The following is an 18480-nucleotide window of genomic DNA, read 5'->3' on the forward strand; positions in this document are numbered from 1 at the left end:
GCGCCTAATCAGGCACTCGGCTAGTATGGCAGGTAAGATAGACAATCTGCTTTCCTTCAGCAACCGAACTGAGCAAACGCAGCGCCCTGTCTAGATATTCGTCGTCTAGATTGACGAACGGATCGTCTAGAAAAATAAACGAATCTTCTTCCTCGAAAAGAGCGTCCCCTAAGGCCATCCGCATGCATACACCCACCATGTCGGCCATTCCAGCGCTAAGATAACCGGCCTCTTTAAATGCCCCTTTGCGCTCAATCGTCACCTTCATGCCCTCGTCAACCCTAAATGAGCTGGAATCGCCGAACAACGATTGTGAATACTTTTCAAATGCGGCAGTAACAGGGCCTAGATATTTCCGGGACAGAGACTCTTTTGCCTCTTTAAGCATGCTTTCGGTTTCGTCGAGGATACAGACTCGATCTCTTATTTCACGAAGCGCTTCCCGCACATCGACCAGCTCATCCTCAAGAGCCACAAGTTCTGAAACATGTTGGGACAAAACCCTTTCCTCTTCATGCATTTTGCTAAGCTCTTGCCGGCACACATCAAGTTTTTCGAGAAGCTTTTTTTCTTCGTCTGCAAGCTTTGCGAGACTCGCGTCTTGGGCTACATTCAATTCAGCTTCAGCCATCTCAGCTACGTCGGAATTGCTCGCCAGGAAAGAAGTCATCTCGTCTTTTGCTTGCGCCAACTCCTCTTCCAAATCGCAGAGATTCTTTCTTCCGTCCCTTATATCCAAAAGGCTGTCGTTGCTCAAAGATTTAGGCAGGCCGCATTGCTCCAAAATCGCAAACGCGGAGCCCTGGATTTCGCTTATCTGGCGTTTCTTCTCCTCCTCTACTTTTTCATGCCCCCGAACAACATCGCACGCCTTCTGATAAGCAAGCGCATCCCGGCCAAGCGCCTCTATCTCCGCCGCATAATCCCCGCCACAAGACACCTCTCTCCCATAGTCCCTGAGATAAACCCTGAGACCATCGGCAACCTTATTAATCTCAGGAGCAAGCTCTTCCTGCGCTTCTGCCTGCTTCGTGCGTTTATCCTGAAGAAGGCGATACTCTGCTGCATCTGCTTGCATCTTCGAGAGGGCTCCCTCGAAGCTATCTTCTTCACTTATGTATCCCCCCAAGAAGGAACGCGTGAACGTTTCGAGCTTTTCTAGCTCGCCCTCTGCCTCCTCGATTCCCTTCGTTCGCCTCTCGCATTTTTCGGACAGGCCTTCAAGCTCCGATACTCGCTCCCTAAGACTGGCAAGCGCTCCTCTAAGCTGTCGCCCGTCGGAATAATAGCGCTCAACAAATCGCTTCACGTCATCGGTTAGACGGTCAGCTTCAGCAGCATACCTCTCTGCCTCCTCCTTATCCCGTCCACTTGCAACCGAAGAAAGGGGCTGCTGCGACACTCTGCGAAAAAGAACGAAGGCTGCCCCGAAACACACGATCGCGCCGACGCCACAGACAACCGCAGCGGCAATAGGGACGGCTAGGCACAGCAGAACCCCTGCCAATATAACCAGCGACACACCCAAAGCCATCAGAAGGCTCGTCGTACCCTTTTTGGAGCGAGGCCGATCTTCCTCTTGCGGGTTAGGCTGAGTGAGCCTCTCGATGCTACGTCTCCTGAACGCGTCCGTATCATCGAGCAACCTCTCCATTTCTGCCAGCGCATCGCCAGATGGGATCCTATCCCCAAAAAAGTTTTTGAGTTCTTCTACGCGCTTGGCGGCTATTTTGTTTTCGTTATCTGCGCTTTCGATATCCCTTTTTATCGAAATGCGCTCGCTCATGCATTCTTGGATTCGCGCGAACTCGCTCTCAGAAGGAAGCCCTCTGGGAAAGCGGGACCCGAGATAAGATAGCCGCTCTTCCTCGTCGTCCGAAAGCAACGATTTGCCCAATCGCCTCTCATATGCTTTAAGGTTTTCGCCCTCCTCTATCTTCTTTTTAAGCTCCTCTTCCAAAGGAACGCCCTGAGCAAAGAAGCAGCCTAGTTCATCAAGGGTGCGATTTGCGTCGTCAAGATAAGATCGGTCTTGAACCCCCTCAATCAACACTGACCATCTCTGTGACAAGTTTAAAAGCTGGTTAACTTCTTCTTCTGTCGGAATTCGCTTTGGGAACTTCACCTCTTGGGCTTCGATTCGCTTTTGCAACTCACCCATTCTTTTGACCAATTCATTGCGGCGGTCAACAAAAGCTTTCACCGCATCCGCAGAAGACGCTTTCTGAATATCGCTTCGAATTTCCTCGATTTGCATTCTCAGATTGAAGAGGTCCTGTCTTTTTCCCTCGATCTTCTCTTTCAACGCAGCCAGCAAAATCTCGTCTTGCTTCTTTTCGGACATCTCCTTTTCCACTTGCGTCATCCTCGAAGAAACAAATTCCTCTTTTCCACCAGTCCCCCGATAAGGCTTGAGCTCTTTGCGTGCTTTTTTAATCCGCTCGATTGCCCCTTCATATCCCTCTGCGCTCCCCGCCTGCTCAATCATGCCGGTAAGCTTCTCGGAAATCTTGCTTGTCGAAAACTCGCTCAGCGCATTGCCTTGGGGAAGAAAGACGCTCTTCTCAAATGAATCGGCGTCAAGACCAAAAAACTCAACCCCAAGCCCTTCTGAGCTAGATCCCGCATCAACACTAGTCACCCTCTTGCCAGTTCTTTCGTAGACAAGATCTACGCGATCCTTTCCCTTTACGGAACCAAAAGCGCGTGTGACCCTATACTCTTCCCCCTTATGCTCAAAGATAAGGTAGCCTCCGAACGCTCCTCCATGCCATGGTTGATATTTCCGACGCTCGTTTCCTTCAATCGAACGGCTATTTCCGACAAGGCCATAAAACATCGACTTGATAAAAATTGACATGGTTGTCTTGCCGAAGCCGTTCGGCTCTTGAAAAACTGACAGGCCATCGTCTTCGAAATAGAAATCCTGGTTCTCCAGGCATCCGAATCCGTCAATGTGGGCCTTTTTAAGCTTCATAAGCGAATATCCTCTCCCGCTATAGCCCTGAGTCCGCTCAACAGTATTTTGTCGCGAGTTTCGGCAGAAATGTCATCTCGGGCAAGAACAAGCCTGACGAATTCACCTCTTAAAGAGACATCGTTAACATAATCTGAGGGGTCGATCTTCAAGGTTGTCATGTCCGATATTTTGATAAAGAAAAAGGAGCTTTCGATCGCCTTTTCAAGCGATTGAACATCCTTGTTTGCCGCTGGATCACATTGGCCCACTAAAACGAATTTAACTAGGTCGTCAGCAGGAATCCCTTTCACCGCGACTTTGAGCGCTTTCTCGAACTCTGGATACGAGTAAAGGCCGGTAACGTCTACTTTCAGCTCATGAAGCGTCCTCTTTGCAAAGGGGACAAACTCCGACACTAGCTTGTCCCCCTGAATCTCAATGCTCACAAATCCCTTTTTCCCGCACTCGTCGAAACCTCGGCCCTCAAGGCAGCCCGAGTAGCAGTACTTACCACCTCCGCCTAATTCGCCAATCTGATACGAATGAAGATGTCCCAGAGCAAGATAGTCTATACCCCTACCCCTCAAATCGGAGATAGAAACATCGATGCATCCTGGCTGAGATGAAACCTGCCCATGCAGCACAACGACGTTCTTTGCGCCAGGCTTTGCAGAATAACTCTGATACATGGTCTTGAAATTGGTTCCGTCAATCTCGATGCCGCTAATTCGTACATCCGCATAATCATACGAAACCCATTCGCTTCCGAAAAGCTTGAGGTTGCTCGGTAAGTCAATGTCAGCGAGGGCGTTTCGCTCATCATGGTTTCCCTTAAGATAAAGAAAGTCGATTTCTGAGGCCTCCCGAATTGCCTCGAGAACAGACTCGCTCGTCGTCAAGCTGCAGCGAGACTCGTCAAAAAGATCTCCTGCGATTATTACCACAGAGTAATCGTTTTCCTGGGCGTATTCAATTAGCCTAACAAACGTCTCTCTTATCTCCGCGCGACGCTGGTTTGCCTGTTTGCGAGAAAGATTTGACTCCATCTTTGAATCGAGATGAAGGTCGGAGCAGTGAAGTATCTTGGTCATGATATTCCATTCAGTATGCTCGTCCGATGAAGAGAATTGGTATACACCCCGCTATACGCCTCGTAATTATACAGCAAGGTAGATTGGCCCTAGATTCCGAATCAGCTGTCATAAACACACTTCCTGACCGTCAGAGTGAAGCACGCATATCAGGCTTCTTGCCACATCGAGGCAACAAAGCCGTGAAACCTTCCTCCCTTGATCAAAGAACCGGGATTGCCTAGAGCACGTCTTGATGCCTCGCCACAGCCACGCACCTCGCTCCTATACGGGCAGGATGCACGGCTCCTCGTAGTGCGCGATCAGGGCGTCATGGGTGATGAACAGCAGGTTGTCGGCTTTCGCCTGGGCAACCATGATTCGGTCGAAGGGGTCGCTGTGGCACGGGGCAGTGCTGGGGCGGCGCAGCGTTTCCAGAGCAGCTACATGGCGATTGCAGAGGGGCAGCGGCTCGTAGCCGGCCTCCTCGCAGAACTCCACGAACTGGCTTGCACCGACTTTCATCCGGTCGGGATGCAGGCTGTGCTTGATCGACACCTCCCACGCAGAGGCAACACTGTAGGTGATTTCGTTCGACTCGTCCAAGATGAGCGTTCGCGCCGCAGATGGCAGCAGCGGGTCGTCCGTCAACGCCCACAGAAGGATGTGAGTATCAAGCAGAAGCCTCACAGCTCTGCTCCGAACAACGCCGCCACCTCGGCATTTGACTCGTCAGAATCCCAATCCTGAACGTAGAGGCTCTGGCCGGAAGCAGCGCCGATACGCCGCGAGACCGTCTTCTCGACGAAAGGCATAAGCTTCGCCACAGGCTTGTTGTGTCGTGCGATGATGATGCAGTCCTCTTGCCCGCTTTCGAGCAATCGAAGAAGCCCCGACAACCCATTTTTCGCCTCGAGCACATTCGCCGTAAACATGGTGCCTCCATTTCTGGCTAGGTTAGCCAGAATTATAGCACGGGAGGCATCTTTTCGCCGAGCGGCCAGCGCGCTGCCCGGCGAAACGGCTGAAACAACCGTTGTCGCTTCGTCGGCCATCACTGCTCCCCTTTTTCGAACTCCCTGATGACAGCCATGAAGTCGTCTCCGTAGCGCTTGAGCTTGGTGAGGCCTACACCTGGTACTTCCAGGAATTCCTCGTCAGTGGCGGGGCGGGCGGTGGCCATGGCACGCAGGGTGGCGTCGGAGAACACCACGTAGGGCGGCTTGCCCATAGCGTCGGCCAGCGACTTACGCAGGGCGCGCAGCTGCTCGAACAGGGCCTCGGCTTCGGAATCGGCCGCTCGGGCGCCGAAGGTGCGGCCCGACAGCTCGCCCGAGCCCCCCGCGCTGCCGAACGCGCGCTTGCCCGAACCCTGTCCGAAGCTGCTGCGAGCGTCCGCACACCCGCGCGCGGACTTCGGCGCACGCTCGGCCTGCTTCATGAGCAGCTTGAAATCAGCGGCTGCAGCTTCGCGAAACCGAGGCCCGAACCCCACGGTCGGGTACGTGCCCTCGGTGACCACCAGGTAGTCGCCCGCAGCCAACAGCTCCACCACCTCGCGAACAAGCGACGGCGACGCGGCGGAACTTCCCGGGCCCTTCCAGCCCTCCCCCAAGTCGCCGAAGCACGGCAGCTTCTGCAACCCCAGGGCGCACACGCGCTCGTTGCCCATGCCGCGCAGCACGTCGGCTACCAGGGACTTCCCGAACCGTCCGCGCATGGCCTGCACGCAGCGCATGACCGCCCGAGCCTCGGCAGTCACGTCCACCGCCTTGAAGCCACCGTCGCAGTTTCCGCAGTTCCCACAGCCCCGCGAAAGCTCGGCCAGCTCATCGGCAGACGCAGCCTCCGCACCGCGCGCATGCCCCGCGAACGGCTCGCTCCCGCAGGCTCCTCGTTTCCCATCCGCACCCGCGCCAGCCTCGTCGGCCGAGCCGCCTACCAGCCCGCTGCCTGCCGGGTCGCCACCCACACCCGCGCCCAGCCCCTCGCCAACATCCGCGCCCCGGGCGCCTTCCGCCCCCATCTCCTCGCCGAAGTAGCGCAGGATGTAACGGCGCAGGCATTCGGTGGTGTAGCCGTAGCCCACCATGGACTCCAGCATGCGCCGGCGCACAGCACGCACCCGCTCGGCCTCCTCGGGGGTCAGCTCCTCGTTCTCCGACTCCTGCTCGATGAAGAACCGCCCAGTAGAGATGTCGCCATCGCTCCAGTACAGAACGCACTCCGCCGGCTCACCGTCACGTCCCGCGCGCCCCGCCTCCTGGTAGTAGGCCTCCATGGACGAGGGCATGTTGTGGTGCACCACGTAGCGTACGTTCGACTTGTCGATGCCCATGCCGAAGGCGTTCGTGGCCACCATCACCGGCGCATCGTCGTTGATGAACGCCGCCTGGTTCGCCGCACGTTCCTCATGGCTCAAGCCCGCGTGGTAGCGCGTAGCCTTCACCCCAGCAGCCACCAGGGCCTCGTGCACCTTCTCTACGTCCTTGCGCGTACTGCAGTAGACGATGCCCGAATCCGCCGGGCGCGCCAGAGCCTTCGCCGCGATGCGTGCGATCTTGCGCTTGGGCTCCAGCCGCTCCACCGCGAAGTGCAGGTTCGGCCTGTCGAAGCCGGTGACCAGGGTAAACGGGTCGCGCAGCCCCAGCAGGCGCACGATGTCGGCCCGCACGCGGTCGGTGGCCGTGGCCGTGAAGGCGCCCACAGGCGGGCGGTTCGGAAGCGCTGCCACGAACTGCCCGATGGTCAGGTATGACGGCCGGAAGTCCTGGCCCCATTGGGACACGCAATGGGCCTCGTCCACGGCGATGAGCGCAAGGCTTGCCCGAGCAGCGAAATCGACGAAGCGCGGGTCTGACAGCCGCTCGGGCGCCACGTACAGCAAATCGAAGGCGCCGGCCAGCGCCTGGTTCATCACGGCGCCCTGTTGACTTGCCGACAGCGACGAGTTCAGCAGCGCCGCCCGCACGCCCGCGTCGGAAAGCGCCCGCACCTGGTCGTCCATAAGCGATACCAGCGGGCTTATGACCAGCGCCACCCCCGACCGCACCAGAGCCGGCACCTGGTAGCACAGCGATTTGCCGCCGCCCGTGGGCATAACCCCCAGCACGTCGCGACCGGCCAGCAGCGCCTCCACTAGCTGGCCCTGGCCCGGGCGAAACGACGGGTAGCCGAACACGTCGGCCAGCACGCGGCATGCCGTCCGAAGCGGCAGCTGCCTTGATTCGTCCTGCACGCTGCTCCCTCCCCTTCGCGCTCTACGCCGGCAGCGGAATCTCGCAGTACACGATACCCCGCGCGTCCAGCTCGTCGAACAGCTGCTGCGGCGTCACCGCCCGCACCGTCGAGCGCCTGTAATCGTCGGCGTTGCGTGTGATTATATAGTCGGCCCCCACCTTCTGGGCACAGCGTGCGACCAGGCAGCCCTCGAAGTCCGTCCAGCGCTGCGCAAGCGCTTCGGCCACATCGTCGGGCGTAACACTCACCATCTCCAAAAAGCCCAGATCCTCCTGGATCATCCGCTGCGCCTCCACCGAGCCGAAGTCCTTCCGCAGCAGATAGAAGAGATCGGTGACCGTGCTGGTAGTGACGAAGGTGCGCGCCTCCCCCACGATGCCGAGCAGGCACGTGCGACGGGACAGCTCGTAGAACGGCTCGCGGCGACCGATATGGTCCAGAACGATGTTCGTGTCAAGCATCAAGTCCATAGCGGCCCCTCAGGCGCTCTTCGCGCAGCTCGTCGTCGGACAGCGTCAACGGAGTACGCGTGTGGCACTGGTCGAACGCCCTGATACGGCGCGCAATATCCTCTTCTGCCGGACGCGCGTCAGCAAACGGCGGAAGCGCCTCGTGCTGCACAGCGTAATCGAACAGGCTGCGCACAACTCGGGAGGGCGTAGTTCCCAAGCGTTCCATGACCGCCGTGGCCTCGGCCTTCACAGAAGCATCCAGTCGAACCGTCAGCACCGACTCCATGATTACCTCCCGTTTAGTATGACATGTCATACAATATAGCTTCCAATCCAAAGATTCTCAAGTGCTATACTCCCCCCATTCCGTCTAGGGGGAGGAATGATCAAATGAACCACACTGGTGTGTCCGCATCTCCGTGGAGCATGCGCCGCCAAATCGCAACGGCAGCCGCGCTCGCCTCGTTCGTCTCCACCCGGTCGTTCTCCTTGTTCTATCCGCTCTTCGGCATCTTCGAACCCGCGCCATTCCAAAACCAAATCTACGAGGATTACGCCCTGCTCCAGGTGCTGACTGCGATTCTGCTCGTGGGAATTCTCGTGTTGCAAAAGCCGCTCGCCAAACCACTCGAAAGCAAGCGCTGGCCTCTGGCGCTTGCCAGCTGCTCTGGCGTCTTAGGCGCCGTGGCCGTTGCGATTTCGCAGCCCATGGGCTGGGCAATCTTCTGCATACTCGGCTTGGCGCTCATGGCATTCTACCCCGCACTCTACCTCCCCGCCGCAGGGTGCAGAATCGCCCAGATAGACACACGAAGCGCCTGCACGATCGTCGCCGCGACCTTCGCAATCTCCGAAATCTACCGGTTCGTCTTCCTCCTTGTCCCGGCCGTCGGAACCGCAAGCATATTCCTCGCACCCCTAGTTGCCGGCTCGATCCTATGGCTGCTCCCATCTCGGGCCTGCGACGATCCAGCCGGCACGAAGCGCGCGGGCAGCCCGAGCCAAGGCCAGCCCCTCACCGACGGAACGAGCGTGTGGATTCTCTTCGCCTCGGCTTCGTTCCTCTGCATCCTGTCGGCAATCTTCTCCCGCTTGCTCTCGGACCCGACCATCGACTCCATCGCCTTCGACGAGCGGGCGCTCACCTTCTACTCGGCAATAGTCGTCTTCGCCTCCTTGGCGCTCCTCACCAAATACGCCCCTTTGTCCATTGATGCGCTCGTCCTGCTCTACTCCTTGTGCTCCCTCGTGTTCCTCACGGCGCTGCTCTCCACCGTGTTCCTCTCCTTCCAGGGGGCGACCACCCACGGGGTGGCGCTGCTCAAAACCTCCCAACGTATTTACGAGGCGCTGCTCATGACCGCAGCGCTCTTCGCCGTCAAATCCTCGCGCACCTCCCCCATCGTCGCGTTCTCCCTCTATGGGATTCTGGCCATCGCCGCGCTCAGCCTGCTCTCGAACGGTATCGCAGCACCGCTGAACCAGTTCGTAGCGCTCTACCAATCTCCGATGATCATCCCCGTGACCTCGCTGGTGACCATCGCCTGCCTCATCGTCGTCTCCGCAACGCTGGCGATAGTCTTCTTCCGCCGCAGCAAGGAACATCAGGTTTCGGCAAAGGAGTACAACGCCCGACTCTGCGAATCGGCGGGAAGGGAGAAAAGGCTGTCCCCCCGCGAAATCGAGGTAATGCAGTACCTGTACCAGGGCTACAGCGTCAACGGCATAGCGGAGAAGATGTACATCTCCCCCTCGACCGTCCAAGGCCATTCGAGAAGCATCTACCGCAAGATGGACGTCCATTCCCGACAGGAGCTCATCGACAACGTCAACGAGCACTTCGTCTGACGCCCGCGACAGCCGGTAGCAGAGAGCCGAACGTAGTGCCTGCTCAGGGCCCTATGGCATATTTTATGCCATAGGGCCCTGAGCAAAACACCCACCCCTATGCTATTTTTCGCCCGCCCGCTCGGGCTCTATGCTTTCCCCACCCAGAAGAGGAAAGGGGAATCCTATGAGCGAAGAGCACTATGGCAACGAGAGCACTGCCGCATCCGGCTACGGAGAAGAGCAGCACCTCCGGGAGGGCCCGGTGGATGACGGCGACCAGCCCGCGGCAAACGACTTGCATGACCTGTTCTCGCACGCCGACACACGCGAAATATTCTATGCGGCGTTAACGCTCTCCCGCGAGGGCCTTTCGCGGGCGGAGCTCGAGACAGCCCTTGCGAACCATCCGGCCCTCGCCAGCACCGTGCTCTCCCCCGCAAGCTGCATCGACATCCTCATCGGGAAGTCGGCGCTCGAGCAAACGGTACGTCAGGCCGACGGCAGCGAAATCAGTACCGAGAACTTCGTCGTACAGATCGAAAGCGGCGCGACGACGAAAGCCAACGGAACCCTTGTGGTCCGCTCGAGCAACCAGGCAATGGATGTCGTCGGCGAGATGAGCGTATCCAACCGTCTTACTGCCATGTTCGGCGATATCGACCCCGAGATGGCCGGGCTGTACCGGGAAGCGCTCTCGTTCTGTGCTTCGCCGCGTACCCTCAAGCAAATCGAAAGCCTTATCTCGAGCCTAGGCTACAGCACAAGCCCGACAAGAGACAGGGAGACTGTCTACGCCTCCACCGTCATGAACACGCTCGCCCAAACCGGCGCGGTCTGCTGGGACGGCGGATGGGTGCTAACCCGGGAAGGAGTCGATGCCCTTAACTGATTGCCAGCGACGCACTGTCCATGTAACGAGAGAGCTTAGAGGAGGAACCAATGAGGGAAGCGGGTATCAGCAGGAGGACCTTGCTTAAGGCAACCGCCCTTGCGACTGCGGCAACGGCATTCGGAATAACCGGATGCAACAAGGTGGAACCGTCGGAGGAGCCGACCGTCAGCGCGGCGGAGGAGGTTGTCGAGCCTACGACGAACCGGCATAGCAACGACGGCATTCCCGAAGACCAGTACGAGAAGATTAAGACCACGTGCCATGGGTGCATCACCAACTGCACCTGCGAGGCCTATCTGCTCAACGGGAGGCTTAAGAAGATCGTGGGCGTCCCGGGGTGCCGCCGCAACGACGGCCGCATCTGCCTCAAGGGCATGTCCCAGGTACAGGCGGTCTACCATCCCAACCATCTGAAGTACCCCATCAAGCGCGTAGGAGAGCGCGGTGAGAACAAATGGGAGAGGATCAGCTGGGACGAGGCGCTGGACTTGGCCGCCCAGAAGATCATCGACGTGAAGAACCGCTATGGCGGCGGCGGCCTTCTGGCCTCCGGCGGTGGCGGCGGCAGCGTCACCATGTTCCATCTTCGCAAGACCATCTGGGAGATCGGCTTCTGGAACCTCTTCGAGCCGGGAGCCTCCCAGTGCCTGGCGCCCCGTACCGCCGCAACCACCATGGTATTCGGCCTGCGCACCTACCTCTCCATGGCTGACGGTCAGGGCGAGGACCTTTTCTGGCCCGAGGACGAGAACTGCAAGTGCCTCGCCATCTGGGGCACCAACCCCGCTTCGCACCAAACGGCAGGCTCCGGCCGCCTGATGCGCGAGCTGCGGGCCCGCGGCGTGAAGACCATCGTGATCGACCCGCGCTTCACCCCCGATGCCGCCCGCGCCGACGTCTGGCTCCCCATTCGCCCCGGCACCGACGTCGCCCTCATGCTCTCCTGGGTGCGATACATCATCGAGCACGAAGCCTACGATGCCGAATTCTGCATGCGCTGGACGAACCTGCCCTACCTCATCGACCCGGACACCGAGTACTGCCTGACCGCCGACAAGGTCTTCGAGGACGGCAATCCTGAGGACTACGTGGTGTGGGATACCCTCACCAACGAGCCCAAGCCCCTTCCCTACTACCCGTTCCCCGAAGACATACAGCCGGCCTTCTTCGGCGAGTACGAGTTCGCCGCCGCCGACGGGAGGCAGTACAAGGCCATGACCGGCTTCGAGGCCCTCAAGCGGGCTGCCGACGAGTGGACCCTGGCCAAGACCGCGGAAACCTGCTGGCTGCAGGAAGAGTCCATCGAAAAGGCTCTCAAGATATTTATCGAGAACCAGGTCTCCGGCATCGTCCACGGCGTGGCAACCGACCAGCACCCCCAGGCCGAGAAGGCTGCTCAGTGCGCTTGCATCATCGAGGGCATCATGGGCCATGTCGAAATCCCGGGTTCCGTGTTGCAGCAGTTCGGCAAGAAGGGCGTCAACCAGGCAGGCCGCCCCGGATGCATGGAGATGACCGAGGAAGCGTGCATCAACACGCTAGGCACCGCCAAGAAGTACCGCGCGCTGTTCGCCCCCTCCTGCAACTCCCATATCCCCTCGGTCCTCGACGCCATCACCACCGGCGAGCCGTACCGCCCCGTGCTGTGGTACGACGGCTCGCTGAACAAGCTGTCCGCCCTCGCCGAGCCGAACAAGTGGCTCGAAGCCGCCAAAAGCATGGAATTCATCTTCGGCATAGCCCCGTACATGACATCCTTCCATTATGAGCTGTGCGATCTGGTGCTCCCCTCCCAGGAGTGGAGCGAGATGAACGACACGGTAGAGCATGCCTTCAACCAGCACATCTCCCACCGCGCTGTCGTCCATATCGGCGAGACGGTCCATCCCGCCGTCATCGCCTCGAAGGTCGTTGAGGCCTGCAGCAAGTACGACGACAGCATCTCGGTGGAGAAGGTCCCCGGCCTGACCGACGAGGCCTACGCCAACAGCTGCGCCCCCAAGGACATGACCTGGAAGGATTTCTGCGACCTGGAGGACCGCGAGGGCTACTACGAGAAGTGCTCCGAGGAGGACTACCGCACCTACCGGAACTACGAGCGCTTCATCGACGATGCCACAGAGCCCCAGGGCTTCCCCACCCCTACGCGAAAGGCGGAGCTTTACGGCACCGGGTTCCTACGCTGCCGCGACACCGGCCTGCCGTTCTCGAAAGTCGACCTCGGTCCGATTCTCGGACCGGCCGAGGGCGACTGGCGCCCGCTGCCCTATTACCGCGAGCCGGAGGAGTCGCCTCTGACCGACAAAGAGTATCCCCTGGTCATGACCTGCGGGCGCGTTCCCTACTTCCATCATGGCACGCTCCGCAACAACGCCTACCTCCGAGAGCTGTACCCGGCACCCGAGCTGTGGATCAACCCGGAGACCGCCCAAACGTACGGCATCGGCGACAAGGATTGGGTGAAGGTCTCCTCCCGCCGCGGCACGGTCACCATGCGCGCATGGGTCACCGAGGGCATCGCGCCCGGCGTCCTGGCCTCCGAGCGCTTCTGGAATCCTGAGAAGATGGAAGACCCGAAGAACCCCACGGGCGGCTGGCAGGAGATGAATTACAACGTCCTGTCCAAGGAGACCGGCGATTACTGCCCCGAGGTAGGCTCCTACACCCTTCGCGGGTATCAGGTCAAGATCGAGCGCGCCGACAGCGCTCCCGACGGATGTTGGGTGGAGCCGAAGGACTTCACGCCCTGGCTTCCGGAATACAGCGACAGCACGGAGGTGGTGTTCTAATGACGCGCATTGGCTTTTTGATGGACCTCGACCGCTGCAGCGGGTGCCAATCCTGCGAGGTGGCCTGCAAGTACGAGAACGGGATTGCGCTCGGCGAGTATTGGAGCAAGGTGCTCACCGTCGGCCCCATGGGGAAGTACCCCGACATCCAGATGTACTGGCTGCCGGTCAACTGCCAGCAATGCCAGAACGCCCCCTGCATCGAGGTGTGCCCCACAGGTGCGAGCTACCGCGATTCGGAGAACGGCCTGGTACTCGTCGACAAGGATGCCTGCATCGGCTGCAAGTCGTGCCTCGGCGCCTGCCCCTACGGAGCGCGCCAGCTCAACGAGGAGAAGCAGATCGTAGAGAAGTGCACCACCTGTTTCCATCTGGACGAGCCGCTCTGCGTGCGCAACTGCCCAGGTGCCTGCCGCTTCATCGGGGACTTCGACGACCCCGACTCCGAGGTGTCCAAGAAACTAGCGGTCGCCGACCCCGAGACGGTGCATCAGCTGAGCGACTCCGGGAACGGCCCGACTACCTACTACCTGCTGTCACCCAAGTACGCCCAGTGGCAAGACGTTATGTAGTCGTTTAGCCGATGGGCTTCGCCCTGCATCGCCCCCCTGGGCGATGCAGGGCCTTCTTCGAACCTAGAAAGGACTCCACCATGGCGGACGAAAACGACCTGATCGTCCTGAACGAGTCTCGCGGCCTCATCTACCGCATGCTCTCCGGCCTGTACTTCAGCGAGCTAACCGTTCCCCAGATAGAAGCCATCGAGTCGTTCCAAGCCGACGCCTTCGACGTCGAGAATGAGGAGATGGCGCAGGGACTGGCCATGATGCAGCATTGCCTGAGGACGTTCCTCGGCGACACAAGACAGGAGCTGGCCTGCGATTTCGCTCACACCATCCTGGCCATCGGCGCGCAGAACAAGCGGATGGCGCTCCCTTACGAAAGCGTGTTCACCACGAAGGAGGGGCTGCTCATGCAGGATTCGCGCGACGACGTCTACCTGACGTTCCTCCGCGAAGGCGTGTCACTGGCCCAGGGGACCGACCTTCCCGAAGACCACCTGTCGTTCATGTTCGAATTCATCGCGATCCTGTGCGATCGGTTCTCCGACCTGCTGCGCGAGGGCAAGCGCAGCGAGGCGCTCCGCGTCCTCCAAACGCAGTCGTCGTTCATCGCGAACCATATCGAGAACTGGATGGACAACTACGCCAACGCCTTGGAGTCGTCGGCCCGCACGGAGTTCTACCGCGGGCTCGGCCGCTTTACCCATGGGTGGGAAGTACTTGATGCCGGATTCCGCACCGACCTTGAAGCCGCACTGTCCCAGGAGGCAAAATGACGTTTCCCCTTACCCTGTTGGCAACCCTTATGGTCGCCATCCTGGCGCGTCCCGCGATGCAGAAGGTGCCCTGGATGTTCTACCTGATCTGCATCGCCCTGGACGCGGCTCTACTCGCGTTGTCCGCTGGACTCATCCCTCAGGCCGCCGTGCAGCTCGCCACGATACTTCTTCGCCGCGGGTTTATCGCAATCTCGCTCTTCGTCATAGTCATGTACATCGGCGTTTTCCCCTACGGTTCGAAGGTGCGCAACTACTTTTCCCCCGTTCGCGCCGTTTTGGCTATTTGTGCCTGCATCCTGGCCCTCGGCCACGTGGCAGCCTACTTCACCACGTTCATCCCGCGGCTGTTCGAGGGGAACCTCCCGAGCACCATGGCGCTATCCATGTTCGCCGGGCTCGGGCTGCTGACGCTGCTCCTCGTGCTGGGCATCACCTCGTTCCGCGGGGTTCGTAAAGCCATGGGAGGAAGGGCATGGCTCCGCCTGCAGAAGGCGAGCTACCTTTTCTACGCCCTTATCTACGTTCACTCCATGTGCCTGCTCATTCCCTCTGCGCTGCAGCATGGGGAAGCGGCGCAAACGAGCGTCCTGGTGTACTCCGTGGTTTTCGGCGCCTACGCAGTTGCCCGCGTCGTCCGGGCGATCGCAGACCACCGCCAAAGCGAAGTCGCCGCACAACTTCGCCAGGAAGAGCTGGAGCTCCAAGCGGTATAGCGCCTTACATTCGAGGGCAAAAGGCTAATCTTGCCGTATTGCTTTATACAGCGAGGAGGGGCCATGCGAATCGCAGCCGCAGGCTACTTCGGAGACTGCAGGCTGTGGGTCGCCGCCCAGAGCATCAACGACGCGTTCTACGTGCTGAGCCGTTACGTGGATGCCGCCCAAGTGCAGCAAGCAATTGGCAAGTCGTTCCAGATCGTCGCCCCGGTAAGCCTCACCTTGGCCGATTACGAACACGCCGTGCGCCTGAACTGGCCCGATATGGAAGATTGCCTGGTAGCCATCGCCGCCGAGAAGGTGCGCGCCGACTACCTGATCACCCGTGATGCCACAGGCCTTGCCCGCTCCATGGTGCCCGCCATCGCACCGGACCAGTGGCTCGCCATCATGCGCGATCGAGGCGTCGAGTACGACGAGGTGCTCCTTCGGGAAACGTCGTAGCCCGCCATGCCGCGTGTTTGCCTCCAACGAACAGTGCATACCGGGCAGGTTCAACCGGTTTTTCGTGCGAACCTGCCCGGTATGCACTGCTCTCACCCCCTGGCGAAGGCGTCAGACACCGACGACCCGACACTCGAAAAGCATGCAGCATGCAAAAGCGCCGCCTCCCCTTCGAGAGACGGCGCTTCTTGGTTCCGAACGTACGGACTTGCAGATAGCCGAGGCCACAAGGCTTCGCGCCTAGCCCGCGGAATCGCAGGTTTGCAAACCCGCGCGACCGCCAACCCTAGATCATGGCCAGCGTGAAGTCCTCTTCGCCGTTGAATACCTTCATGGCGTGGTCAACGTCGTAGTCGGCCAGGGTGATGGCGCTGATGGCCTTGGTCAGGCGCACGGCCTCGTCCAGGCTGCGCTGGTGGATGTTGCGGCCCGTGGCGTTACCGCAGGCACCGCCCACGTGAATCTGGTTGTACAGCTGGTCGAGGAAGGTGTGGGCGTCCACGGTGGAACCGCCCGCGCACACCAGGCCCGTGCGGCCAGCAGCCATAGAGGCGATCTTCAGAGCCTCGAAGGGGGTGCGGGCATCGTCGCCCTCGGGCTTCGGCGGGTTCACCTTCACGAAGTCAGCACCCAGGCACAGGGCCACACCGGCAGCACCGGCGATCAGATCGGGGTCCTTCTCCTTCTTCACGGCCGTGCCGCGGGGGTAGATCCACAGCACCACCAGCAGGCCGTTGGCATGGGCCTGGGCGATCAGGTTACCGGCTTCGGCCATCATGGTGGCCTCGTACTCGCTGCCCAGGTAGATGGTGTAGCCAAGGCCCACGATGTTCACGCCGGCCTCACGCATGGCCAGCACGGCCTCCAGGTCGTAGAGCTGCGGCGAGTAGGGGTCCTCCTGGTCGGTGTCCACCAGGTTTGTCTTGGAGTTCATCTTCACCAGGTAGTTGATCTCCGGGTAATCGGCCGCGTACTGGGCGATCAGACCGCGCTGACCGGCCAGCACGCCCACCACGCCCTGCTTGCCGATCTCGAACAGATGCTGCGGGTCGGCGTCGGCGATGTCGATGCCCTTGCCGTAGAAATCCTTGTTCAGGTGCTCCACCTTCTGGTCGCACGCAAACAGCATGAGCCGGCCCGTGCCCTGGGTGGCCTTCATGTAGTTCTCGATGTACTCGTCGCGGGACTCTGGCATTACGTCAACGGGAACCCGTACCTGGTCACGAGTGATTTTGGGCATTACAGCCTCCTTCGGATTGGCTTAACCTCCGCCCCGTATGCCGACTGGCGGCCTTGATGCCGCCGCACGCTCGAAAACAACGACCGCACCGCAAAGGGGCTCGTTAGATTGGCATTCTAGCGAACGGAAGCCAGCGGCTCGGGTTAAGCGCCCCCTTTACACGGAAAAGCCGCGAAGGACTGCAACGGACGCGCAGCCGCTACAGATAGTCGTAGGGGCACACGGCAGTGCCGTTGACCTCCACCTGGAAGTGCAGGTGCGGACCGGAGGACTGGCCGGTGGACCCCACCGCGGCGATGTTCTGGCCGCGCTCCACGCTCTGGCCGGCGCTCACGTACACCTCGGAATTGTGCATGTACTTGGTGACCAGGCCGTTTCCGTGGGCGATAACCACCCAGTTGCCCGCGCCGCCGTTGTAGCCGCCGTCGTTGGTGGCGTAGATGACCGTACCCGACTCGGCCGCGTACACCGGCGTACCCGTAGGGGCGGCCATGTCGGTGCCCTTGTGGAAGGAGTTGTCAAAGTCGCGCCAACCCCAGCCGCTGGACGTGGACGCGCCGGGGCACGGATTCGCGAAGGTGCCGTAACCGGAGTCCACCGAAGCGCCCGCCGATCCCGAGCCGCCGCCCGATTCCGAAGCCGACGCCTGCGTTGCGGACGCTGCCGCCGCGCGCGCCTCCTCCTCGGCCTTGGCGCGAGCCTCTGCTTCGGCCTTGGCCTTGGCTTCGGCCTCCTGACGTGCCCGTTCGGCCTCTTCGGCAGCACGGCGCGCCTCTTCCTGCTCAAGCTCGTACTGAGCTTCCAGGTTGGCGATGTCCTCGGTGATCTTGGAAGCTTCCTCCACCAGCGCCGCCTGCTTCGTGGCGATGTCCGCCTTCAGCGCCTCGGCCGCTTCCATCTGGGCCTCGGCCTCCTGGCGCTGAGCTTCGAACTCGTCGCGCGCCTCCTGGGCCTCCACCTGCAGATCGCGCGACTCCTGAATGAGCTTCGCGTCGGACACGAACAAGCTGTTGGCCAGATGCCAGTAGCCCACCATGTCGCTGAAACTGGCCGCACCCAGGGAAACCTCCAGGTAGGCCTCGTAACCGCCGCCGTTCTTGTACAGCTGACGCGCCCGGCGGCTCAGCTGCTCCTGCACGGCCTCCATGCGCTCTTCGGCGTTAGTCAGCCGCTGCTGGGCCTGCTGCTTCGCTGCCTCGGCCGCATCGTGGGCCGCCAGCGCCGTCTCGTACTCGGCCTGGGCGTTGTTCAGGTCGGTCTGCAGCACGTCGATGGTGTCGAAGATAAGGTCCGCCTGGGCCTGCAGACCGTCGATTTCCTCGCGCTCCACGGCGAAAGCCGCAGCGGGAACCAGCGGAACAAGGGAGGCAGCCAACACGGCGGCGAAAAGGCCGCGAGCAATCGGCCTGGTGAAGATGCAGTAAGCCCTACGATGCGGGGACCTGGTGTGTTTCATAGCGTGTGTGTCCTCGGTTGCGTTCGGCGCGTTTTCGGCGCTTGCGTTTC

The 18480-nt window shown here is 60.2% G+C and carries 16 protein-coding genes; 7 read left to right on the forward strand and 9 right to left on the reverse strand.

Features of this window, described 5'->3' with window-relative positions; translation table 11 throughout:
* Window positions 1-4 precede the first annotated feature (4 nt).
* The 7 genes from NFR41_RS04065 to NFR41_RS04095 all read right to left on the reverse strand — a co-directional run bounded on the left by NFR41_RS04065 (window position 5) and on the right by NFR41_RS04095 (window position 8037).
* On the reverse strand, window positions 5-2977 hold the full coding sequence (locus tag NFR41_RS04065) for an AAA family ATPase (protein WP_251230811.1): 2973 nt from the start codon (window positions 2975-2977) through the stop codon (window positions 5-7).
* Window positions 2974-4050, reverse strand: coding sequence for a metallophosphoesterase family protein (locus NFR41_RS04070; protein ID WP_251230812.1), 1077 nt, complete (start codon window positions 4048-4050; stop codon window positions 2974-2976). Before NFR41_RS04070 ends, NFR41_RS04065 begins: the two co-directional genes overlap by 4 nt.
* Before the next feature lie 264 nt (window positions 4051-4314).
* Window positions 4315-4719 (reverse strand): type II toxin-antitoxin system VapC family toxin, encoded by a 405-nt coding sequence (locus NFR41_RS04075; protein WP_251230813.1) that lies wholly within the window; start codon window positions 4717-4719, stop codon window positions 4315-4317.
* Window positions 4716-5084 (reverse strand): type II toxin-antitoxin system Phd/YefM family antitoxin, encoded by a 369-nt coding sequence (locus NFR41_RS04080; protein WP_251230814.1) that lies wholly within the window; start codon window positions 5082-5084, stop codon window positions 4716-4718. The genes NFR41_RS04075 and NFR41_RS04080 overlap by 4 nt, the downstream gene beginning before the upstream one ends.
* Entirely contained in the window at window positions 5084-7267 is a 2184-nt protein-coding gene (locus tag NFR41_RS04085; protein WP_251230815.1) for a RecQ family ATP-dependent DNA helicase, read from the reverse strand. Before NFR41_RS04085 ends, NFR41_RS04080 begins: the two co-directional genes overlap by 1 nt.
* Window positions 7268-7289: 22 nt before the next feature.
* The gene (locus NFR41_RS04090; RefSeq protein ID WP_251230816.1) at window positions 7290-7739 is read right to left on the reverse strand and encodes a type II toxin-antitoxin system VapC family toxin; all 450 of its coding nucleotides are present in this window, start codon (window positions 7737-7739) and stop codon (window positions 7290-7292) included.
* The gene (locus NFR41_RS04095; protein WP_251230817.1) at window positions 7723-8037 is read right to left on the reverse strand and encodes a type II toxin-antitoxin system RelB/DinJ family antitoxin; all 315 of its coding nucleotides are present in this window, start codon (window positions 8035-8037) and stop codon (window positions 7723-7725) included. The genes NFR41_RS04090 and NFR41_RS04095 overlap by 17 nt, the downstream gene beginning before the upstream one ends.
* A 74-nt stretch (window positions 8038-8111) precedes the next feature.
* Between NFR41_RS04095 and NFR41_RS04100 the strand changes: the two genes are divergently transcribed.
* The 7 genes from NFR41_RS04100 to NFR41_RS04130 all read left to right on the forward strand — a co-directional run bounded on the left by NFR41_RS04100 (window position 8112) and on the right by NFR41_RS04130 (window position 15734).
* Entirely contained in the window at window positions 8112-9569 is a 1458-nt protein-coding gene (locus tag NFR41_RS04100; RefSeq protein WP_251230818.1) for a LuxR family transcriptional regulator, read from the forward strand.
* Window positions 9570-9735: 166 nt separating this feature from the next.
* Window positions 9736-10440, forward strand: coding sequence for a hypothetical protein (locus tag NFR41_RS04105; RefSeq protein ID WP_251230819.1), 705 nt, complete (start codon window positions 9736-9738; stop codon window positions 10438-10440).
* Window positions 10441-10490: 50 nt separating this feature from the next.
* Window positions 10491-13232 (forward strand): molybdopterin-containing oxidoreductase family protein, encoded by a 2742-nt coding sequence (locus NFR41_RS04110; RefSeq protein WP_251230820.1) that lies wholly within the window; start codon window positions 10491-10493, stop codon window positions 13230-13232.
* Window positions 13232-13804, forward strand: a complete 573-nt coding sequence (locus tag NFR41_RS04115; protein WP_251230821.1) for a 4Fe-4S dicluster domain-containing protein — start codon at window positions 13232-13234, stop codon at window positions 13802-13804. The genes NFR41_RS04110 and NFR41_RS04115 overlap by 1 nt, the downstream gene beginning before the upstream one ends.
* An 80-nt stretch (window positions 13805-13884) precedes the next feature.
* Window positions 13885-14571 carry a TorD/DmsD family molecular chaperone gene (locus NFR41_RS04120; protein ID WP_251230822.1) on the forward strand — a complete coding sequence of 229 codons (687 nt, stop codon included), beginning with the start codon at window positions 13885-13887 and terminating at the stop codon, window positions 14569-14571.
* Window positions 14568-15287: a ferric reductase-like transmembrane domain-containing protein gene (locus NFR41_RS04125; RefSeq protein ID WP_251230823.1), complete on the forward strand. Its 720-nt coding sequence runs from the start codon at window positions 14568-14570 to the stop codon at window positions 15285-15287. The genes NFR41_RS04120 and NFR41_RS04125 overlap by 4 nt, the downstream gene beginning before the upstream one ends.
* A gap of 63 nt (window positions 15288-15350) precedes the next feature.
* Window positions 15351-15734 carry a PIN domain-containing protein gene (locus NFR41_RS04130; protein ID WP_251230824.1) on the forward strand — a complete coding sequence of 128 codons (384 nt, stop codon included), beginning with the start codon at window positions 15351-15353 and terminating at the stop codon, window positions 15732-15734.
* A 286-nt stretch (window positions 15735-16020) separates the two neighbouring features.
* Here the strand turns inward: NFR41_RS04130 and NFR41_RS04135 are convergent, their stop codons facing one another.
* A complete protein-coding gene (locus NFR41_RS04135) occupies window positions 16021-16974 on the reverse strand; it encodes a beta/alpha barrel domain-containing protein (protein ID WP_251230825.1) in 954 nt (317 codons plus the stop codon).
* A 199-nt stretch (window positions 16975-17173) separates the two neighbouring features.
* Entirely contained in the window at window positions 17174-18430 is a 1257-nt protein-coding gene (locus tag NFR41_RS04140; protein ID WP_160213144.1) for a M23 family metallopeptidase, read from the reverse strand.
* Window positions 18431-18480: the final 50 nt, after the last annotated feature.

It is taken from the genome of Adlercreutzia aquisgranensis (genome assembly GCF_943193145.1).
Lineage (GTDB): Bacteria > Actinomycetota > Coriobacteriia > Coriobacteriales > Eggerthellaceae > Xiamenia > Xiamenia aquisgranensis.

Bases quoted from the DNA above. Each gene is read 5' to 3' on its own strand.
- NFR41_RS04065 (WP_251230811.1), bottom strand. From the start codon at position 2,977: ATGAAGCTTAAAAAGGCCCACATTGACGGATTCGGATGCCTGGAGAAC.
- NFR41_RS04070 (WP_251230812.1), bottom strand. From the start codon at position 4,050: ATGACCAAGATACTTCACTGCTCCGACCTTCATCTCGATTCAAAGATG.
- NFR41_RS04080 (WP_251230814.1), bottom strand. From the start codon at position 5,084: ATGGCCGACGAAGCGACAACGGTTGTTTCAGCCGTTTCGCCGGGCAGC.
- NFR41_RS04090 (WP_251230816.1), bottom strand. From the start codon at position 7,739: ATGGACTTGATGCTTGACACGAACATCGTTCTGGACCATATCGGTCGC.
- NFR41_RS04095 (WP_251230817.1), bottom strand. From the start codon at position 8,037: ATGACATGTCATACTAAACGGGAGGTAATCATGGAGTCGGTGCTGACG.
- NFR41_RS04100 (WP_251230818.1), top strand. From the start codon at position 8,112: ATGAACCACACTGGTGTGTCCGCATCTCCGTGGAGCATGCGCCGCCAA.
- NFR41_RS04105 (WP_251230819.1), top strand. From the start codon at position 9,736: ATGAGCGAAGAGCACTATGGCAACGAGAGCACTGCCGCATCCGGCTAC.
- NFR41_RS04110 (WP_251230820.1), top strand. From the start codon at position 10,491: ATGAGGGAAGCGGGTATCAGCAGGAGGACCTTGCTTAAGGCAACCGCC.
- NFR41_RS04115 (WP_251230821.1), top strand. From the start codon at position 13,232: ATGACGCGCATTGGCTTTTTGATGGACCTCGACCGCTGCAGCGGGTGC.
- NFR41_RS04120 (WP_251230822.1), top strand. From the start codon at position 13,885: ATGGCGGACGAAAACGACCTGATCGTCCTGAACGAGTCTCGCGGCCTC.
- NFR41_RS04125 (WP_251230823.1), top strand. From the start codon at position 14,568: ATGACGTTTCCCCTTACCCTGTTGGCAACCCTTATGGTCGCCATCCTG.
- NFR41_RS04130 (WP_251230824.1), top strand. From the start codon at position 15,351: ATGCGAATCGCAGCCGCAGGCTACTTCGGAGACTGCAGGCTGTGGGTC.
- NFR41_RS04135 (WP_251230825.1), bottom strand. From the start codon at position 16,974: ATGCCCAAAATCACTCGTGACCAGGTACGGGTTCCCGTTGACGTAATG.
- NFR41_RS04140 (WP_160213144.1), bottom strand. From the start codon at position 18,430: ATGAAACACACCAGGTCCCCGCATCGTAGGGCTTACTGCATCTTCACC.